Below are 18,322 nucleotides of genomic sequence, written 5' to 3'. Positions count from 1 at the left end.
CGGCATGTGGCGATGTGACACGCGAAACGCCCGAATTCGACCGTTTCGTTGCCCTTTCTTCGACGGACTTAAGTTTGGCCTACTCGTCCTGCCGGACGAGGCAGGCAGTAGCCTGTTTCACTGACCCGTAGGAGCAATCCTGCGTACTACGGAGGTGAATAATGGCAGACACAATAGTTGACGCAGTCTCTCGCGCACTCGACGAGGCACCTGGGCGGAACTTCCGCGAAACGGTTGACCTCGCCGTGAACCTGCGCGATTTAGATCTTAACGACCCGTCGAAGCGTGTTGACGAGAGTATCGTGCTCCCGTCTGGCACTGGCCAGGACACCCAGATTGTGGTGTTCGCGACCGGTGAAACCGCGCTCCGCGCTGAAGATGTCGCTGACGATGTTCTCGGGCCAAACGAGCTCGAGGACCTCGGTGACGACTCTGATGCGGCGAAAGACCTTGCCGACGAGACCGACTTCTTCGTTGCCGAGGCAGCACTGATGCAAGACATCGGTCGCTACCTTGGTACCGTTCTCGGTCCACGTGGTAAGATGCCGACCCCGCTTCAGCCCGACGACGACGTCGTCGAGACGGTGAATCGGATGAAGAACACGGTGCAACTCCGCTCCCGTGACCGACGCACGTTCCACACGCGTGTTGGCGCGGACGATATGACTCCCGACGAAATCGCGGAGAACATCGACGTTATCGTCCGTCGTCTCGAGGCGACGCTCGAGAAGGGCCCCCTCAACATCGACTCTATCTTCGTGAAAACGACGATGGGTCCGTCCGTGGAGGTGCCCGCATGAGCGAATCTGGAACTCGCCAGACCGAGGTTATCCCGCAGTGGAAACAGGACGAGGTCGACGAACTCGTCGAGTTCGTCGAATCGTACCAGTCCGTCGGCGTCGTTGGCGTCGCGGGTATCCCGAGCAAGCAGCTTCAGGCCATGCGCCGCGAACTGTACGGTTCGGCCCAGGTTCGCATGAGCCGTAACACGCTCGTGAACCGCGCACTCGACGAAGTCGACGACGGCGTCGAGACGCTCAAGGAGTACATCGCTGGTCAGGTCGCCCTCATCGGCACCGACGACAACCCGTTCGCCCTCTACAAGGAGCTCGAGGCGTCGAAGACGCCGGCTCCCATCAACGCTGGCGAAGTCGCCCCGAACGACATCGTCATCCCCGAGGGTGACACCGGTGTCGACCCCGGTCCGTTCGTTGGCGAACTCCAGCAGGTTGGAGCCTCCGCCCGCATTATGGACGGTTCCATCAAGGTGACCGAAGACTCCCACGTCCTCGACGAGGGCGAGGAAGTCTCCGAGGAACTCGCGAACGTCCTGGCAGAACTCGGTATCGAGCCCAAGGAGGTCGGTCTCGACCTTCGTGGCGTCTTCTCCGAAGGCGTCCTGTTCGAACCCGACGAACTCGCCATCGACGTGGACGAGTACCGCGCCGACATCCAGTCGGCCGTCGCCGCTGCGACGAACCTCTCGGTCAACGCGGTCTACCCGACCACGCAGACCGCGCCGACGCTCATCGCGAAGGCGACCGGCGAGGCCAAGGCAGTCGGTCTGTTCGCCAACATCGAGAGTCCGGACTTCATGCCGGAACTCATCACGAAGGCGGACGCCCAACTCCGCGCGCTCGCAGCCAACATCGACGACGAAGAGGCACTCCCTGAGGAACTCCGTGGCGTCTCCGCGCAGAGCGCAGAGCCCGCGACGGAAGACGAATCGACGGACGAAGAAGAAGCAGAAGCAGAAGCCGACGAGGCAGACGCCGACGACACCGACGACGACGACGGTGACGAGGCAGGCGACGCTCTCGGCTCGCTGTTCTAACAACACACAACGAGGAACACAACAATGGAATACGTCTACGCCGCACTCATCCTGAACGAGACGGAAGAAGAGCTCAACGAAGAGAACATCACCGCAGTCCTCGAGGCTGCCGGTGTCGATGTCGAAGAATCCCGTGTCAAGGCGCTCGTCGCCGCGCTCGAGGACGTCGACATCGAAGAGGCCATCGAGACGGCCGCCGCTGCCCCCGCTCCCGCTGCGGGCGGCGCTGGTGGCGAAGTCGAGGCCGCTGACGACGACGACGAAGAGGAAGCAGCCGAAGAAGAAGCCGCTGAAGACGAAGGCGACGACGAAGACGAAGACGCTGACGGCGAAGGCCTCGGCGCCCTCTTCGGCTAAACCCTCGCGAGACACACGCCGCATTCGCGGCCTAACTCGCTTTCCAATTTTGCGTTTTTTTCACGGTCGACGAGCGACGCGTAGTGGCGACGCCGCACATCGAGACGACGGGGCGAATCGTCCGTAGGTTCATACCCCATCCCGGAACCACCTCGGAGCGATGTGGTTCACTGGCGTGGTCGATGTCGCTCGTCTCGGCGTCACGGCTAGTTTCGTCTCACCCGCTGACTCGACTGTCGCCGTCGCCGTCGGCGTCGTCGCGGGCATCGTCCTCGGGACGTGTTCGGGACTCCTGCCGGGACTCCACGCCAACGCCTTCGCGCTCGTCCTCGCCAGCGTCGCCTCGAACGTCCCCGGCCCACCAGTCGCAATCGTCGCGGCCATCCTCGCGGCGGCGACGGTCCACACGTTCCTCGACGTCGTTCCTGCGTTGGCGCTCGGCGTGCCGGACGCTGCACTCGCACCGGGTGCGCTTCCGGGACACCGACTCGTCCTCGGTGGTCGCGGGCGCGAGGCGTTGCGACTGTCGGCACTCGGGAGTGGTGTCGCACTCTGTCTCGCCGTCCCGCTCGCCGTGCCGATTACCGAACTGACGATTCGCGTCTATCCGCTCGTCCGCGACTCGATGTGGGTCGTGCTCGTCGCCGTCGTCGCCGCACTCGTCTGGACCGAACCGACGACGCGCGCGAGACTCGCCGCCGGTGTGACCATCGCCGCGGCGACTGGATTGGGTCTCGCCGTCCTCGACAGACCATTCGCCGGACCCCTCCCCGTCGGCGGCGTGTTGGCTCCGCTCTTGGCCGGCCTGTTCGGCGTCCCGGTGCTGCTGGACGCGCGCGACGGTGCGGGCGTGCCACCACAGGGAGATACGACACTCGCCACGTCGCCGCGGGCCGTCCTCCGAAGCGTCGTCGCTGGCACGGGCGGCGGTGCCTTCGTCGGCTACCTGCCTGGCGTCTCCGCCGGCGTCGCGGGGACACTCGCACTCGCCGCTCTCCCCGGACACGACCCGGACGAGTCGGCACGGGCGTACGTGACGGCGACGAGTGCGGCGACGACAGCGACGACGGTGTTCGCACTGTTCGCGTTCACTGGACTCGGAACGCCTCGAACGGGTGCACTCGTTGCACTGTCGAGCGCTGGATTACCGGCGGCTCTCGGGGTCGCACTCCCGGTCACTGTCGTCGCGGGAATCGTCGGAGCGTTGCTGGTTCCGATACTGGGTGACCGGCTGTTGGTCGTCGTGGGAGGGTTCGACCAGCGCCGACTCGTCGCTGGTGTCGTCGTCTCCCTCGTCGGTCTCTCGTGGGCGTTCGCAGGTGTCGACGGCGTAGTCGTCCTCGTCGTCGCCACGGTCGTCGGATACGTCCCGGTGACACTCGGGTGCCGTCGCGTCCACCTGATGAGCGTCCTCATGGGGCCGTTAGTCCTCGGGTGAGTCGCACTCGTGTCCCGCGACGTGGCCACTGAACCGTGCGACTGGTTCTCTCTGTTTGAACCGGAAAGACAACGGTTAAAAGTCGTGCGCCGGTTTGTGAGCGTATGAGCGAGTCCGAACAGCGACACGCGCACCAGTGTGTGTCCTGTGGCATCAACATCGCCGGCATGAGCGCCGCGACGTTCAAGTGCCCCGACTGTGGCCAGGAGATTTCGCGTTGTTCCAAGTGCCGTAAGCAGAGCAACCTCTACGAGTGCCCCGACTGCGGGTTCATGGGTCCATAATCATGGGAAAAGTAGCCGCTAAAATCAAGGTCATGCCGAACAGCCCCGAGCTGGACCTCGACGACCTCGAGGACAAGCTCGAAGACTCCCTCCCCGAGGGTGCGAAAATCAAGGGCTTCGAGCGCGACGACGTCGCGTTCGGCCTCGTCGCACTCCTGCCGACGGTCATCGTCCCTGACGACGCTGGCGGTACCGAGGCCGTCGAAGAGGCGTTCACCGAAGTCGACGGCGTCGAGTCCGTCTCCGTCGAGAACGTCGGCCGTATCTAAGGAGCGACCGACCTTTTCCGCAGCACACGTCCCACCGAGCGACAGCGATGGGTATCGACCGCTTCAGCGCCGCTCCATCACGACGAGTCCGAGAACCACACCGAAGATTACCCCGAACAGGACGCCTAACGAGAGCGAGTTGCCGACGATGCCGACGATTCCGCCGAGGAGAATCCCGGCGGCGAGGCCGATGCCGAACTGTTCGGCGCTGTGACTCGTTCCCTCTCGGTCGTCGGAGTCGACCATCACGTGGTCGACCGGTTGTGGGGTGGACTGTTGGACGAACTCTGCGCTCAGTGGTGCTGACTCCTGTGACATAGGTACACAAACGCGGGGAACGTCTATAATAATATCTCGGGTTCTCAAAAGACGAAAACGACCATTTGAGTGCACTCTGTCTCCAAAAAGAGACGTTTTAGAACCGAGTACGAGCGTGCTTAGAAGGCCGCCGAGAACGCCTGCTGGAGGTCGGCTTTCATGTCGTCGATGTGTTCGATGCCGACCGAGACGCGGATGAGGCCGTCGGTGAGTCCCGCTTCGAGTCGCTCTTCGCGCGGGATGGCGGCGTGGGTCATCGCCGCCGGTTGCTCGATGAGACTCTCGACGCCGCCGAGACTCTCGGCGAGTGTGAACACCTCCGTCTCTTCGACGACGGTGGACGCCTGTTCGAGTGTGCCGTCGAGTTCGAACGAGAGCATGCCACCGAAATCGTCCATCTGCTCGGCCGCGAGTTCGTGTTGCGGGTGGGAGTCGAGGCCGGGGTAGAAGACCTCGGAGACCGCTTCGTGGTCGTCTAACCACGCCGCGAGTTCGCGTGCGTTGTCACAGTGGCGGTCCATGCGGACGGGGAGCGTCTTCGTCCCGCGGAGGACGAGGAAGCAGTCGAACGGCGAGGGCGTCGCGCCGACGGAGTTCTGATAGAAGGCGATTTCTTCGTCCAGTTCGGCGTCGTCGGTGACGAGTGCCCCGCCGATGACGTCTGAGTGGCCGCCGAGATATTTCGTCAGCGAGTGCGAGACGATGTCGGCACCGTGTTCGAGTGGTCGCTGGAGGTACGGCGTCGCGAACGTGTTGTCCACGGCACAGAGCGCGTCGGCGTCGTGTGCGACGTCTGCCAGCGCCGCGATGTCGTTGACGCGCATGAGCGGGTTCGTCGGCGTCTCGACCCACACGAGTTCGGTCTCGTCGCGGACGGCGTCGCGGACGGCGTCGTGGTCGGTGGTGTCGACGAAGTCGAATTCGAGGTCGTACTTCTCGTAGACCTGCGTGAAGATGCGGTGGGTCCCGCCGTAGACGTCGTTGCCGGCGACGACGTGGTCACCCGCTTCGAGCAGGTTGAGCACGGTGTTTATCGCGCCCATCCCCGAGGAGAAGGCACGGCCGTACGACCCGTTTTCGAGCGCTGCGAGGTTCGATTCGAGGTCGGTCCGGGTCGGGTTGCCCGTCCGCGAGTACTCGTATCCGCGGTGGTCACCGGGGCCGTCCTGCGCATACGTCGAGTTCGCGTAGATTGGCGTCATGAGCGCGCCCGTCTCCTCGTCGGGTTCTTGACCGGCGTGAATCGCGCGCGTCTCGATGCGTCGCTCGTCTTCGAACATACGCGAATCCCCGCGCCCACCGAGGTTAAGTCCGTCCCTCTCGGTTCGCGGTGCGTGCCGAACCGCTCGCTAACTCAGGTTCGGTCACTCGGTTTGGCGTCGTCCGGCAACCCGTCACCGAACCTGACCGTCTCGACGTGCTGTCGGACCACGCGGGAGAGACACATGCGCGCTTCGTAACGTGCAATTTATAATGGCGACGCAAGTACTCGTTCTCACGACTATGCCGAGCTCTAATGGTCCAATGAAGGGGACGCGAGGAAAGCTCTCGAACAAACCGCGTGAGCGTGGCACCTCGCCGCCGCAGCGCTCTATCGCCGAATTCGAGGAGGGCCAGAAGGTCCACCTCAACCTCGACCCGAGCGTGCGCGAGGGACGCTTCCACCCACGCTTCAACGGCCTCACCGGTGAGGTCGTCGGTAAGCAGGGTCGCGCATTCAAGGTCCAAATCAACGACGGCGGCAAGGACAAGATGGTCGTCGTCCGACCCGCTCACCTGCGCGCCCAGCAGTAAGCGATGACCATCTTCAAAGAGAAAATCGACGAGGAGTACCTCACCACGTCAGAGGTCAAGGAACTCCTCGCCGAGGTTGAAGCGGAACGCGCTGCCGACGAAGAGCGTGAGATGCGCTACGAACTGGCGCGTGCGATCGAACACGTCAACCGGTTCGCGCACCTCGACCCCGAGGAGTCTCGCGAACTCGTCGAAGAGCTCGCCGAACTCGAGAAGGTCGATACGCCGACCGCCATCAAGATCGCCGACCTCCTGCCGGCGGACCGCGACGAACTGCGCGCGGTGTTCGCCCAGCAGCGGTACGCACTCTCTGGCGACGAACTCGACGAGATTCTCAACGTCGTCGTTAAATACGTCTGACCGCGCGACGGCGCGGCCAACTATTTAAATAGCGGGTCGCCGTATCTACTGACATGACAGCTTCGGAGAGCGGTGACGCCGACGCAACGTCGGGGAGCGGTGACGCCGATGCATCGGTCGAGCACGCAGTCTTGCTCGACGTGCTCCGACACGGACGTCAAGACGACGGCCGACGGCGGTTCGACGCAGACCCCATCGCCTACGCCCTCGGCGAGACGAACTTCAGGCTCCTCGAGTTGACACTGACAGAGGACGCAGACGTGAGCATCGGTGACCGCGTCGTGGTCTCCCCGGTGGCAGACCGAGAGGTCGTCAAGAGCGTCGAGCAACTGTCCTACAGCGACCTCTCGAACACGGCCGACTCCGAGTTGGAGTACGTGGTTCAGGACATCGTCGACGCGGACGAAACCCGCTTCGTGAACTTCTACAACGAGGCCCAACCGATTACGCTCCGCCTCCACCAACTCAACTTGCTCCCAGGTATCGGGAAGAAACTCCGGGACAAGATTCTCGAAGAGCGGAAGCGCTACGGCCCGTTCGAGTCGTTCGAGGACCTCCACGAACGCGTCTCTGGCCTCCATCACCCCAAAGAGGTCATCGTCGAACGCATCCTCGAAGAGCTCCACGGCGACGACGTGAAGTACAAGACGTTCGTCCGAAACGACCAATAAGCGGAACGGGACTTTTACCCGGCCTCAGACGATATCTCTGGCAATGACGAGCGACGGAAGCGAACAGGTTCGCGCACCCGCCACGCGCGACCCGGACGCGCTCATCCGACGAGCAGGCGTCCGCGGCGACCCGGACCAAGACCAGCACTTTCTCGTCGACGACCGCGTCGTCGACCGTATCCCGACGTATCTCCCGGAAGAGGCAGACACGGCTCACGTCCTCGAAATCGGTGGTGGACCGGGCGTCCTGACCGACCGACTGCTCTCGGTCGCAGACCGCGTGACGGTCGTCGAACAAGACGAGACGTTCGCCGCCCACCTGCGTCGTGAGTTCGCCGAAGAAGTCGAAGACGGCCGCCTCACCGTCGTCGAGGGCGACGCGCTCGAAGTGGACCTCCCCGAGTTCACCGCGTGCGTCTCGAACCTCCCGTACGGTATCTCCTCGGAGATATCGTTCCGCCTCCTTCCACGGGGCAAACCGCTCGTGCTCATGTTCCAAAAAGAGTTTGGCGAGCGAATGGCCGCCGAGTCGGGAACCTCCGAGTACGGCCGCCTCTCGGTGAGCGCACAGCACTACGGCGACGTCGAAGTCTGTGAAATCGTCCCGAAAGAGGCGTTCGACCCACAACCGGCAGTACAGAGTGCCATCGTCCGCATCACGCCGCGTACACCGGACTACGAGGTAGACGACGAGGAGTTCTTCCTCGACTTCGTGAAAGCGCTGTTCACCCAGCGTCGCAAGACCATCAGAAACGGTATCCGCAACACGGCACACATCTCGGGACTCTCGGACCCCGAGGCAGTCGTCGATGCCGCGGACGAAGACATCCTCCGGAGACGCGCTGGTAAGATGTCGCCCACAGAGTTCGCTGAACTCGCCCAACTCGCCGCAGACGTCGGCTTGTAAGCAATGACACTCCCCGTATCCTCCCTCCCTATGCCCTTCCAGTCGTTTCGCACGCTGACGGTCGTCTCCCTCCAGACCGACGCGCCGATAGACTTCGCCGCGCTGCTTCCGTCAGTCGAACTCCGAATCGCCGCCAGCGCGGTGGCTCTGGCCGTCATCGTCGCTATCTGGAGTCTCGGTGCGCGACTACACGACAGAGACGCAGACGGTGTCTCCTCGGCCATCTGGCACCTCGGAATCACGCTGTTTCGCCTCGTCGGCGTCGTCCTCGGCGGGACGTTCATCGTGTCGGTGTGGTCGAGTTCGGGCGACATCGCAACGATATCCGAGCAGTACGGACTCGGGACGCAGACGCTCGTCCGAATCGGCCTGTCGGCGACGTTTCTCGTCGGCGCGTACGTCGTGACGACGGTTCTCGGACGACTCATCATGGAAGTCGCGAGTACGCGCCAGGAGATATCCGACCACCAGCGCGAGATTATCTATCGTCTCGCACAGGTGTCGACTTACCTCCTCGCCGTCGTCTTCGTCCTCGGCATCTGGCAGGCGGACCTCGGCGGGTTCCTCGTCGGGGCCGGGTTCCTCGGCATCGTCGTCGGTATGGCCGCCCGACAGACACTCGGTGCGCTCATCGCCGGGTTCGTGCTGATGTTCTCACGCCCGTTCGAAATCGGTGACTGGGTCGAAGTCGGAAATCACGAGGGTATCGTCACCGACATCACTGTCGTGAACACGCGAATCCAGTCGTTCGACGGGGAGTACGTGATGATTCCGAACGACGTGGTGAGTTCGGAGAGCCTCGTCAACCGAAGCAGAAAGGGTCGACTCCGCCTCGAAGTCGAAGTCGGCGTCGATTACGAGACCGACCTCGAACACGCCGCCGACGTGGCACAGAGCGCGGTCGAAGACATCGACGAGGTGCTCTCGGTGCCACAACCACAGGTCGTCGCCAAGCGATTCGACGACTCCGCCGTCGTCCTCGGGGTACGCCCGTGGATAGACCGCCCGAGCGCCCGCCGGAAGTGGAGCGCACAGACCGCCGTCATCGGGGCCGTCCGCGAGGCGTTCGCCGACGAGGGAATCGGCATCCCGTTCCCACAGCGCGAACTTTCGTCGCGTGAAAAGTCCGGGCCAGTGCCGCTCACAGACGGTCAGTCACAGGCGAGTGTGCAGACCACCGGGAACGCAAGTGGCTCCAACAACGGGTCGTCCGGGGGGTCGAAGTGACCGACCTCGCAGAGCGACGGGGGATGAACACCTCGGTCTACCAACCCGCAGAAGACTCGGGACTCCTCGCACAGGCGGCTATCGGCCGCGTCTCCGGGCGCGTCCTCGAAGTCGGAACCGGGTCGGGATGGGTGGCCCAACAACTCGCCCAGAAGACGGACGCCGACGTCGTCGCCAGCGACCTGAACCCCCACGCGTGCAGACAGGCGGCAGAACGCGCGGCCACACTCCGCGCCGAAGGAGAACGCGGATTCGACGTGGTGCGCGGCAACCTCGTCGACCCCTTCCGCGACGACTCGTTCGACGCCGTCGCGTTCAACCCGCCGTATCTCCCCGAGGACCTCGAAGCGGCCCGCGACGACTGGATGGAAGTCGCACTCACCGGCGGCGAGACGGGCCGTGAAATCATCGACCCCTTCCTCGATACGGTCGGCCGCGTGCTCAAACCCGGCGGGACGGTGTTCCTGCTCGTGAGCAGTCTCACCGGATACGACGAAGTTCTCGCTCGCGCCGAGAAGAACGGATTCGGCCACGACGTCGTCGTACAGGAGTCGTACCCCTACGAGACGCTCTCTGTCCTCGCCCTAAAATAACTACTGTGCATTTTCCCATACAGGAAATATTATACCCCGTCATTTCTTAGCGGCGAGTGATGACTGAACTCGTCTCGACAACACCGGGACTGTATCCCCTCCCGGATTGGGCGAAGCAGACCCTCTCCGACCTCAAGGGGCACCAGAAACACGACCTTATCTCCGGCAACGAAGGCCCGGACATCGTGAGCGCGTACGAGCGCGCCCGCGAAGAAGTCGTCTCCGAACAGGTCGACGCGGGACTCGACCGCGTCGTCGAAGGCCAACTCCGCTGGGACGACATGCTCGCGCACCCGCTGACGGTCCACGAGAACGTCGAGACCGGCGGTATCGTCCGCTACTACGACAACAACAACTTCTACCGTGACCCGCAGGTCCGCGGCGAACTCACCTTCTCCGGCGACGTCGCGGCCGAACTCGACGCCACCGCCGACCTCCTCGGTGACGACGACTCGCTGCAGGCCGTTCTCCCTGGTCCGTACTCGCTCGCCGACCTCTCGACCGACGAATACTACGGCGACGAGGCAGAGTTCCTCGACGCAGTCTCCGAGTTCCTCGCCGGCGAAGTCGACGCCTTCCCGGACCACGAGACGCTGTTCCTCCTCGAACCATCGCTCATCGAATCCCCACCAGGTGAGGATATCGACGCACAGCTACCCGAAGCAATCTCCGCCGTGGCCGACGCCACCGACGCCAACGTCGTCGTCCACACCTACTGGGGCGCGCTCGAAGAGAAGGTCTACGCCCACCTGATGGACGCCGACGTCGACGGTATCGGCTTCGACTTCGTCGCCGGTGACCGTGACCAGACGTTCTACAACATCAACGAGTACGGCACGAAAGACGACATCGCGCTCGGCCTCGTCGACGGCCAGAACACGCTGGTCGAAGACCCCGCGACGGTCCGCGAGCGCGTCGAGTGGACGCTCGACCGCGTCCAGAACAAGACGTTCGACACCGCGTACGTGACTTCTAACACCGAACTGTTCTACCTGCCGGAGAACCGCGCGACGGAGAAACTCAGCGCTCTCGCTGCTGCGACCGAAGACGAACTGGAGGTAGAAGCATGAGCCGTGACGCCGAAAACCGCGAGCAGTTCCGCCCCGAGAACCACGACAACGAGCACTTCCTGCTCACGACCGTCGTCGGGTCGTACCCGAAACCGAAGTGGCTGAACCGCGCCAACGACCTCGCAGAAGACCCCGACTCCAAGTTCACCGAAGAACACCTCCACGAAGCCCACGACGACGCCTGTCGCGTCATCACGAACGAACACGAGCGCTCCGGTCTCGACACCGTCGTCGACGGCGAGATGCGCCGCGAAGAGATGGTCGAGTACTTCGCCCACCGCATCCCTGGCTACGAGTTCAATGGCCCGGTGAAGGTGTGGGGCCACAACTACTTCGATAAACCCTCTGTCGTCGGTGAGGTCGAGTACGACGAACCGTGGCTCGTCGACGAGTTCGAGTTCACCCGCGACGTGGCCTCGAAACCGGTCAAGGTCCCAATCACGGGTCCGTACACCCTCGCCAGTTGGTCGTTCAACGAACATTACGAGAGCGAAGCAGAACTCGCCTACGCGCTCGCAGACCTGGTCAACGAGGAGATAGAGCAACTCGTCGAGGCTGGCGCGACGTACATCCAAATCGACGAACCCGCACTGGCGACGACGCCCGACGACCACGCTATCGTCGGCGAGTGTCTCGAACGCATCGTCTCGGGCGTCCCGGACGAAGTCCGCATCGGCCTCCACGTCTGTTACGGCGACTACTCGCGCATCTACCCCGAACTCAACGACTACCCCATCGACGAGTTCGACGTGGAACTGTGCAACGGTGGCTACGACCAGATAGACGTCTTCACCGAACCCGAGTTCGAACCTGACCTCGCCCTCGGCGTCGTCGACGTTCACGACGCGGAAGTCGAGTCTGTCGAAGAGATCAAAGAGAACATCTTGCAGGGTCTGAAGGTCGTCCCGCCGGAGAAACTCACCATCTCGCCCGACTGCGGTGTGAAACTCCTGCCGCGTAAGGTGGCCTACCAGAAGATGGAGAACATGGTCAAAGCCGCCCGCGAAGTCGAAGCAGAACTCGACGCCGGCGAAATCGACCTCGACGCACCGGTCCAGTCGGCCGACTGAACACTCACTTCGCCGACCCAGTCTTCTTCTTTCGCTTCGGACGAGTCGAATCGGTAGCTATTCTCCCAATCCGGACCACCAGCGCTCCCCGCCTTTCAACGCTACGAGATAATCAACTCCTTTGAACTTTACGCTAGTTTATGCCTGATTACGTTGTCATTTCTACTGGTGGTGAAATGTGACAAACACACCAGCGACAGCTGAATCGGGCGATGAACAAGTGTGGTTCCCGATAGCCAGACGGAACCTTCTCCGTGCGGCAGGGGCGTCGGCGGTCCTCTTTGGAATGGGTGCAGGAACTGCCGTCGCACAGAGTGACGAAGACGACGAAGGAGAGACACCGACAGAGAACGGAAACAGTGGTGGACCGGAACCCGAGGACTTAGACCCGATATTCGGGTACGCCTCGGCGGAACTCAATCCGTGTGGGGGAGAGGCGGATGAAGACTGCTTCGAGGCGTTCGAACTATCTGTTCGTCCGTCACACGAAGTCGAACTCCACATCGACCTGCCGGAAGAACTGTTCGCGTTCACGGCACCGGGTGTACTCACCCAAACGGAGATAGACGAAATCAACGCCGCCGTCGCAGACGGTGTCGTCGACGCCTCGGAACTGACCAACCCTGATTTCGAGGTGACAGTGACACTCCCGTCTGGGGAGACAGAAGAGACAGAGGAGTCAGAAGAGACAGAGGAGTCAGAAGAGACAGAAGAGACGTCGGATGAAGAGCAAACTCTGACGCTGACCATCCTGGAAATCGCGCAACTCCTCGCCGAAACGACGGCGTTCCACTACGAGCCTGCTGGTCTCACAGTCGCACCGGGGGACGTGGTCCTCTACAGTGCGGAGACACCAGACCACGGTGTTTCGGCGTACCACGAGCGACACGGCCGGCAGAACCGTGTCCCGGACGGCGTCGGACCGATTTCGTCGCCACTCGTGCCCGTCGGTGGCTACTGGCTCTACAAGTTCGAGACGCCCGGTGTGTACGACTTCTACTGTCCCCCACACCAGATATTCGGGATGGTGTCGCGCGTGGTCGTGACCGACGGTGACGTCCCCGAACTCTCGATAGAAGAGACCGGACGGCCTCCGGAAGAGACGAACATCTTTCCGTTATTCCTCCAGGGACTCGACCCGAACCTCCCAAGTTCAGCAGCAGTCCTGGACTCGGAAGCACTCACTCCCGAAAACATCGTCGACGAGGGAAGCGTCTCGTGGGAGACTGTCGTCGAAGAGTACAGAGGAGGGGACTGAAATCACTCGCGTTCAGTACGTCCGTTCTTTTTGTGTGTCGTCCCGTCGGCCGTGTCGGTAGAAGCACACTCATTGGCCGCTGTCAGGCCCACTCGGTTTCGGTCGCTCGATCGCCGAATTCGGTGTGATAGTCACGGGGTCGCGTCTCTGCGACTCGCCATCGCCCGTCTGCCCCCCGGACGAGTGGTAGTTCGGTCCCCACCGCATCCGAGATTTCGTCGGGGAAGACGCCACACGCGGCGGCGACTCGTTCGAGTCGTGAGTCACCGGTCAGTTGGTTCGGGAACGGCACCCAGAGTCGTGCGGTTCTGTCGTCGGGGGTCGCGAGCGCGAGGTCGAATCGCACGCCGTCGGTCAACGAGAGGCGGTCGAGCCCGCGTCGCCCTCGTCTCCGCTCCGGAACGACAGCAGTGACGACGCCGGCGTCGACGTGGTCGAGTGCCCGTAGTCCAGCGACTCGGAGTTCGACGTCACGGATGTCGGTTGGACCGAGTACGACCGGTCGAACCAGAGCCAACGCGTTCGTTGCGAGTCGGGCGGTCACCCACGCGGCGACTGCCGTCACCCCGAGCATCACCACCGCGGCCATCACGAAGAACACGAGCAGCGTCAATAAGACGAGTTCCACGCTTACCATACCCTACGGTTCGCTACCGGCAGGCAAAGCGGTTTTTTGCGTCAACCCTGACGGTCAGGACCTGTAGACGGTGTCTGCTCGTCCCGCGTCTGAGAGGTCGATGGTACCACGACTCACCCCGAGACGCCGACCCGAGGGTCGTCTCGAAGTGAGCGCGGACGAGAGTGGGCGACGTGGCCGTCGCTCCTCTCGAGCGAGAAAGTGGAAAATCGAGACGAGACTTACTCGTAGAGCCAGGTCTCGTCGATGCGCTCGTAGTCGACCAGTTCGTCGTCGTCGAAGAACAGGTCGATTTCGCGCTCGTTTGCGCCCTCGTCCTCGTTGTCGGAGCCGTGGATGACGTTCCGACCGAGGTCGAGACCGTAGTCACCACGGATGGTGCCGGGTGCGGACTCTGCGGGGTCGGTCTCGCCCATCATGCGGCGGACCTGACGCGTCGCGTCCTGTCCTTCCCAGACCATCGCGAAGACGGGACCGGACGTGATGAAGTCGACGAGACCCTCGAAGAAGGGCTTGCCCTCGTGCTCACCGTAGTGGTCGTGGGCGAGTTCTTCCGAAATCTGCATGAACTTGCCGCCGACCATCTTCAGACCGCGGTCTTCGAATCGGGAGACGATGTCTCCGATGAGGCCGCGCTGGACGCCGTCGGGCTTGACCATCACGAAAGTGCGCTCGGTGTCGGACATCAGTTGTCGTCCTCCGAACGACCGCGTGCGCGTCGACCGGCTTCCGTCCACTCGAGGTCACGTGCCTCGCGACCGAGGAAGTAGTTCTTCTCGGCCTTCGAGTTCTTGAAGTGGAGGATGGTCCCGTCGACCTTGACGTACATCGTGCCCGTTCCGGGCTCGATCTCTTCGCCACTGTAGTCACACGTTCGCTTCTCGACCATTGTTATTGCCCTCCGATGGAGTCGGCGTCACGCTGGGTCTCGCGGAGCTGAAGGATGTCGCCCTCGCGGACAGGACCCAGCACGTTTCGCGTGATGATACGGCCCTTGTTGGAGCCTTCACGGATGCGGCATTTGACCTGCATGGCCTCGCCGTGCATCCCAGTCTTTCCAACGACTTCGATGACTTCCGCAGGCGTCGAGTCGCTGGCTTGTTCGTCCGCGCTCATGGTCGGTTATCGAAGGTCCTCGACCTTAGTCGCGATGTCCTCGACATCGTCGGACGCTTCGCCAGCGTCGACGATAGCGGCGGCGGCACTGCCGACTTCGAGGCCGGCGGCGTGGCCGATATCGTCCTGCGTCTCGACGAAGATGAACGGGATACCCTTCTCGTCTGCGAGTTCGGGGAGGTGCATGACGATCTCCTCGGGGGAGACGTCCTCCGCGATCAGGACGAGCTGGGCGTTGCCACGCTCGATGGACTTGGTCGTTTCGTTGGTTCCTTTCTTCACGATACCAGTATCTCGGGCGACCTCGAGCGCCTCGACGGCGCTGTCAGCGAGGTCGGCCGGTACGTCGAAATCTACGTAGACTGCCATTGTTGTTCACCTAAATCCTGCTCGCGGGCTCGACTCCCTCGCCGGCGTCACCCGTCGGTCGGTCGCGATGGGTGGGCATATTCCCTACGGCGAGGAGGTTCATCAACCCCGGACAGGCTGTAACCATTCCTTGCTCCGGACCCCATAAAAGCGCTTTCAAAATCGAATCGGCGTGCGACGCGTCCGCACGCCTCAGGAATCGGCACATTCGCTCCGACGAAACTGTCGGTTTGACCTCACCTTTCCGACAGAACGAATCGACCGAAGAACGTGAATACGCTCGCCGGGAAACGGAGGGTATGACCAGTTCCGGCGACAGCACGCCCGACGAGGAGACCGCCGGTACGCCCGACGACGACACCGCCAACACGTCTAACGACGACACTGCCGGCACGTCCGACGACGACACTGCCGGCACGTCCGACGACGACACTGCCGGCACGTCCGACGACGACACTGCCGGCACGTCCGACGACGACACTGCCGACTCACTCGACGTCCCGGCGCTCGCTGCCGCCCGACGCGACGAGGCGATGGCCACGAACCAGCGTCGCCTGCTCGTCTTCGCCGGTGACCGCGATGCCGGCATCGACGCCGCCTTCGACGTCGTTCGGGGTGCCGACGTTCCCGACGACGAGGTGACGTTCGTCACGACACGCGAAGGATTCCGCTTCCACCGCGTCGAACCACGGCAGGCGTCGCAACTCCTCGGAACCACACAGACGGTCGTCGTCCTCGACGCCCACGACGACTTCTCGGCGAACACGCTCGGCCGCGTCGCCGGAACTGTCGACGGTGGTGGGCTCTTGGTCCTCCTCACCCCACCGCTCGACGAGTGGGTGACTCGTCGTGACTCGTTCGACGAACGACTCGCTGTCCCACCGTTTACCACCGCTGACGTGACCGGTCGATTCCGTGGCAGACTCGTCTCGACAGTTCGGGACCATCCCGGTATCGCGCTCGTGAACCTCGACACCGAAACCGTCGAACGCACCGGCGCGTACAGACAGGGAATCTCGTTCGACACGTCGCTGCCGACCGTCCCGCGTGACCGACGATTCCCGCGTCGCGCGTACGAAGACTGTCTTACGACCGACCAGTCGGACACACTCGGTGCGCTCGAAACACTCGCAGAACCGGGGAACGCCGTCGTCGTGGAGGCGGACCGGGGGCGAGGGAAATCCAGTGCTGCCGGCATCGCCGCTGGAAGCCTCGCCGCTGAGGGACGGGACGTCGTCGTCACCGCACCCGGCCGCCGCAACGCCGCCGAAGTGTTCGTCCGCGCGGAGCGACTCCTCACGGAACTCGACCGCCTCGAGTCGGGGAGTGCAGACGACTACATCCTGCGCTCGTCGCGAGGTGGACAGGTCCGCTACGTTCCTCCAACAGAGGCCGATTCTGCGATATCCATCGCTGACGTACTCATCGTCGACGAGGCCGCCGCGCTTCCGGTTCGACTGCTCACGTCGTTTCTCGACGCGCCATCCGTCGCGTTCTGTACCACCGTCCGCGGGTACGAAGGCGCGGGACGCGGGTTCGCCGTCAGATTCCGCGACAGACTCGACGAATCGTCGCACGACGTGACCGACGTTCGTCTCGACGACCCGATTCGGTACGCCGCCGGCGACCCAGTCGAGTCGTGGACGTTCAGAGCCCTGTTACTCGATGCGCGCCCACCTGTCGCCCAGTTGATTGCGGACGCCACGCCGGAGAACGTCGCGTACCGAACCCACACACCAGACGACTTGCTCGCAGACGAACACCTGCTTCGGGAGGCGTTCGGCCTGCTCGTCCTCGCACACTACCGAACCGAACCCGACGACTTGGCGCGTCTCCTCGACGCACCGAATCTGACGCTCCGAGCGCTCACCTTCGACGGTCGAATCGTCTCCGTCGCCTTGCTGGCGCGTGAGGGGAACCTCGACGCGGAGACGCGCCGCCACATGTACGACGGCGGGCGAATCCGCGGCAACATGCTCCCCGACGTGTTCACGAGTCAACTCCGCGACGAGGAGGCCGGGATTCCCGTCAGCTATCGCGTGATGCGCATCGCGACCCACCACGCTGTCCGGTCGTCGGGCCTCGGGTCGCACCTCCTCTCGAAGATTCGCGACGAGTTCGCAGACGAGGCGGACTACCTCGGTGTCGGATTCGGCGCGACACCAGAACTGCTCTCGTTTTGGCGCGAGAACGGCTACGGAACCGTCCACCTCTCGACGACGCGAAACGACACGAGCGGTGAGTACTCCGCGCTCATGGTCTATCCACTGTCGTCTGAAGGACGTGCCCTCCACGACAGACACGCCGAGTGGTTCGTCCAGCGTATCGGTGACGTCCTCGGAGACGCGCTGTCTGACCTCGACCCGGACGTTGCGCGCGCTGCCCTCGCAGCAGTCGAGACCGACTTCGAGGCGTCACTGTCCGACTACGAGTGGCGCGTCGTCGTCGGCGCCTCGTATGGACCGGGCCTCTATACGACCGCACCCGGTGCGTTCCGTCGTCTCGGACTCGCTCACCTCACCGACCCTGGCCGTGTGTCGCTCTCAGAGCGCGAAGAACGCCTCGTCGTCCGGAAGGTGTTACAGACACGGCCGTGGTCTTCGGTGGCCGACGAACTCGGATTCCACTCGACGGCGCAGTGCATGCGCGCGCTCGGAGCCGCCTACCAACCGCTCGTAGACGAGTACGGAACCGAAGGCGCTCTCGAAGAACGTGACCGACACCGGTAGTCGAGGGCGACCTCGGGCGGC

Annotated in this window: 23 protein-coding genes; 16 read left to right on the top strand and 7 right to left on the bottom strand. The window is 63.2% G+C overall.

The annotated features are described in order from the left end of the window. The first annotated feature begins 161 nt into the window (after positions 1–161). From GJR99_RS15165 to GJR99_RS15140, 6 genes are all read left to right on the top strand, one after another. Positions 162–800 carry a 50S ribosomal protein L1 gene (locus tag GJR99_RS15165; protein ID WP_151113623.1) on the top strand — a complete coding sequence of 213 codons (639 nt, stop codon included), beginning with the start codon at positions 162–164 and terminating at the stop codon, positions 798–800. Continuing rightward, positions 797–1,834, top strand: a complete 1,038-nt coding sequence (locus GJR99_RS15160) for a 50S ribosomal protein L10 (RefSeq protein WP_151113621.1) — start codon at positions 797–799, stop codon at positions 1,832–1,834. Before GJR99_RS15165 ends, GJR99_RS15160 begins: the two co-directional genes overlap by 4 nt. Positions 1,835–1,858: 24 nt before the next feature. Continuing rightward, positions 1,859–2,191, top strand: coding sequence for a 50S ribosomal protein P1 (rpl12p, locus tag GJR99_RS15155; RefSeq protein ID WP_151113619.1), 333 nt, complete (start codon positions 1,859–1,861; stop codon positions 2,189–2,191). A gap of 160 nt (positions 2,192–2,351) precedes the next feature. Then, positions 2,352–3,629 (top strand): tripartite tricarboxylate transporter permease, encoded by a 1,278-nt coding sequence (locus GJR99_RS15150; protein ID WP_151113617.1) that lies wholly within the window; start codon positions 2,352–2,354, stop codon positions 3,627–3,629. A 104-nt stretch (positions 3,630–3,733) separates the two neighbouring features. Beyond that, on the top strand, positions 3,734–3,913 hold the full coding sequence (locus tag GJR99_RS15145) for an HVO_2753 family zinc finger protein (RefSeq protein WP_004042997.1): 180 nt from the start codon (positions 3,734–3,736) through the stop codon (positions 3,911–3,913). A gap of 2 nt (positions 3,914–3,915) precedes the next feature. Then, complete coding sequence (locus tag GJR99_RS15140; RefSeq protein ID WP_007543492.1) at positions 3,916–4,182, top strand: elongation factor 1-beta; 267 nt, start codon at positions 3,916–3,918, stop codon at positions 4,180–4,182. Between the two features lie 63 nt (positions 4,183–4,245). On the opposite strand, the gene GJR99_RS15135 is transcribed toward GJR99_RS15140, so the two are convergent. After that, complete coding sequence (locus GJR99_RS15135; RefSeq protein WP_151113615.1) at positions 4,246–4,500, bottom strand: hypothetical protein; 255 nt, start codon at positions 4,498–4,500, stop codon at positions 4,246–4,248. Between the two features lie 119 nt (positions 4,501–4,619). Continuing rightward, positions 4,620–5,780, bottom strand: a complete 1,161-nt coding sequence (locus GJR99_RS15130) for a cystathionine gamma-synthase (RefSeq protein ID WP_151113613.1) — start codon at positions 5,778–5,780, stop codon at positions 4,620–4,622. Between the two features lie 223 nt (positions 5,781–6,003). Here GJR99_RS15130 and GJR99_RS15125 point away from each other — a divergent pair, with 223 nt between their 5' ends. The 9 genes from GJR99_RS15125 to GJR99_RS15085 all read left to right on the top strand — a co-directional run bounded on the left by GJR99_RS15125 (position 6,004) and on the right by GJR99_RS15085 (position 13,450). Continuing rightward, the gene (locus GJR99_RS15125) at positions 6,004–6,294 is read left to right on the top strand and encodes a 50S ribosomal protein L21e (protein ID WP_151113610.1); all 291 of its coding nucleotides are present in this window, start codon (positions 6,004–6,006) and stop codon (positions 6,292–6,294) included. 3 nt (positions 6,295–6,297) lie between these two features. Further along, positions 6,298–6,654, top strand: a complete 357-nt coding sequence (locus GJR99_RS15120; protein WP_151113608.1) for an RNA polymerase Rpb4 family protein — start codon at positions 6,298–6,300, stop codon at positions 6,652–6,654. Between the two features lie 53 nt (positions 6,655–6,707). Continuing rightward, the gene (locus tag GJR99_RS15115) at positions 6,708–7,325 is read left to right on the top strand and encodes a DUF655 domain-containing protein (protein WP_151113606.1); all 618 of its coding nucleotides are present in this window, start codon (positions 6,708–6,710) and stop codon (positions 7,323–7,325) included. Positions 7,326–7,368: 43 nt separating this feature from the next. Beyond that, positions 7,369–8,232 carry a 16S ribosomal RNA methyltransferase A gene (locus GJR99_RS15110; protein WP_151113604.1) on the top strand — a complete coding sequence of 288 codons (864 nt, stop codon included), beginning with the start codon at positions 7,369–7,371 and terminating at the stop codon, positions 8,230–8,232. 3 nt (positions 8,233–8,235) lie between these two features. Next, positions 8,236–9,459, top strand: coding sequence for a mechanosensitive ion channel family protein (locus GJR99_RS15105; protein ID WP_151113602.1), 1,224 nt, complete (start codon positions 8,236–8,238; stop codon positions 9,457–9,459). Then, on the top strand, positions 9,456–10,052 hold the full coding sequence (locus GJR99_RS15100) for a HemK2/MTQ2 family protein methyltransferase (RefSeq protein ID WP_151113600.1): 597 nt from the start codon (positions 9,456–9,458) through the stop codon (positions 10,050–10,052). The genes GJR99_RS15105 and GJR99_RS15100 overlap by 4 nt, the downstream gene beginning before the upstream one ends. Before the next feature lie 59 nt (positions 10,053–10,111). Beyond that, on the top strand, positions 10,112–11,122 hold the full coding sequence (locus tag GJR99_RS15095) for a 5-methyltetrahydropteroyltriglutamate--homocysteine methyltransferase (RefSeq protein ID WP_151113598.1): 1,011 nt from the start codon (positions 10,112–10,114) through the stop codon (positions 11,120–11,122). Then, positions 11,119–12,192 carry a methionine synthase gene (locus tag GJR99_RS15090; RefSeq protein WP_151113596.1) on the top strand — a complete coding sequence of 358 codons (1,074 nt, stop codon included), beginning with the start codon at positions 11,119–11,121 and terminating at the stop codon, positions 12,190–12,192. The genes GJR99_RS15095 and GJR99_RS15090 overlap by 4 nt, the downstream gene beginning before the upstream one ends. A gap of 178 nt (positions 12,193–12,370) precedes the next feature. Then, positions 12,371–13,450, top strand: coding sequence for a cupredoxin domain-containing protein (locus GJR99_RS15085; protein ID WP_151113594.1), 1,080 nt, complete (start codon positions 12,371–12,373; stop codon positions 13,448–13,450). A gap of 82 nt (positions 13,451–13,532) precedes the next feature. Here GJR99_RS15085 and GJR99_RS15080 read toward each other — a convergent pair whose 3' ends face one another. The 5 genes from GJR99_RS15080 to rpl7ae form a co-directional block, all read right to left on the bottom strand. Further along, positions 13,533–14,087 carry a hypothetical protein gene (locus tag GJR99_RS15080; protein WP_151113592.1) on the bottom strand — a complete coding sequence of 185 codons (555 nt, stop codon included), beginning with the start codon at positions 14,085–14,087 and terminating at the stop codon, positions 13,533–13,535. Between the two features lie 221 nt (positions 14,088–14,308). After that, complete coding sequence (gene ndk, locus GJR99_RS15075; RefSeq protein WP_151113590.1) at positions 14,309–14,773, bottom strand: nucleoside-diphosphate kinase; 465 nt, start codon at positions 14,771–14,773, stop codon at positions 14,309–14,311. Further along, positions 14,773–14,976 carry a 50S ribosomal protein L24e gene (locus tag GJR99_RS15070; RefSeq protein ID WP_151113588.1) on the bottom strand — a complete coding sequence of 68 codons (204 nt, stop codon included), beginning with the start codon at positions 14,974–14,976 and terminating at the stop codon, positions 14,773–14,775. Before GJR99_RS15070 ends, ndk begins: the two co-directional genes overlap by 1 nt. 2 nt (positions 14,977–14,978) lie before the next feature. After that, positions 14,979–15,203: a 30S ribosomal protein S28e gene (locus GJR99_RS15065; protein WP_004060228.1), complete on the bottom strand. Its 225-nt coding sequence runs from the start codon at positions 15,201–15,203 to the stop codon at positions 14,979–14,981. Positions 15,204–15,209: 6 nt separating this feature from the next. Next, a complete protein-coding gene (rpl7ae, locus tag GJR99_RS15060) occupies positions 15,210–15,572 on the bottom strand; it encodes a 50S ribosomal protein L7Ae (RefSeq protein ID WP_058572097.1) in 363 nt (120 codons plus the stop codon). 299 nt (positions 15,573–15,871) lie between these two features. Here rpl7ae and tmcA point away from each other — a divergent pair, with 299 nt between their 5' ends. Continuing rightward, positions 15,872–18,301, top strand: coding sequence for a tRNA(Met) cytidine acetyltransferase TmcA (tmcA, locus tag GJR99_RS15055; RefSeq protein WP_305037513.1), 2,430 nt, complete (start codon positions 15,872–15,874; stop codon positions 18,299–18,301). The last annotated feature ends 21 nt before the right edge of the window (positions 18,302–18,322 follow it).

The sequence above is a fragment of the Haloferax marinum genome, assembly GCF_009674625.1.
Lineage (GTDB): Archaea > Halobacteriota > Halobacteria > Halobacteriales > Haloferacaceae > Haloferax > Haloferax marinum.
This window is presented reverse-complemented; position numbering and strand designations above follow the sequence as displayed.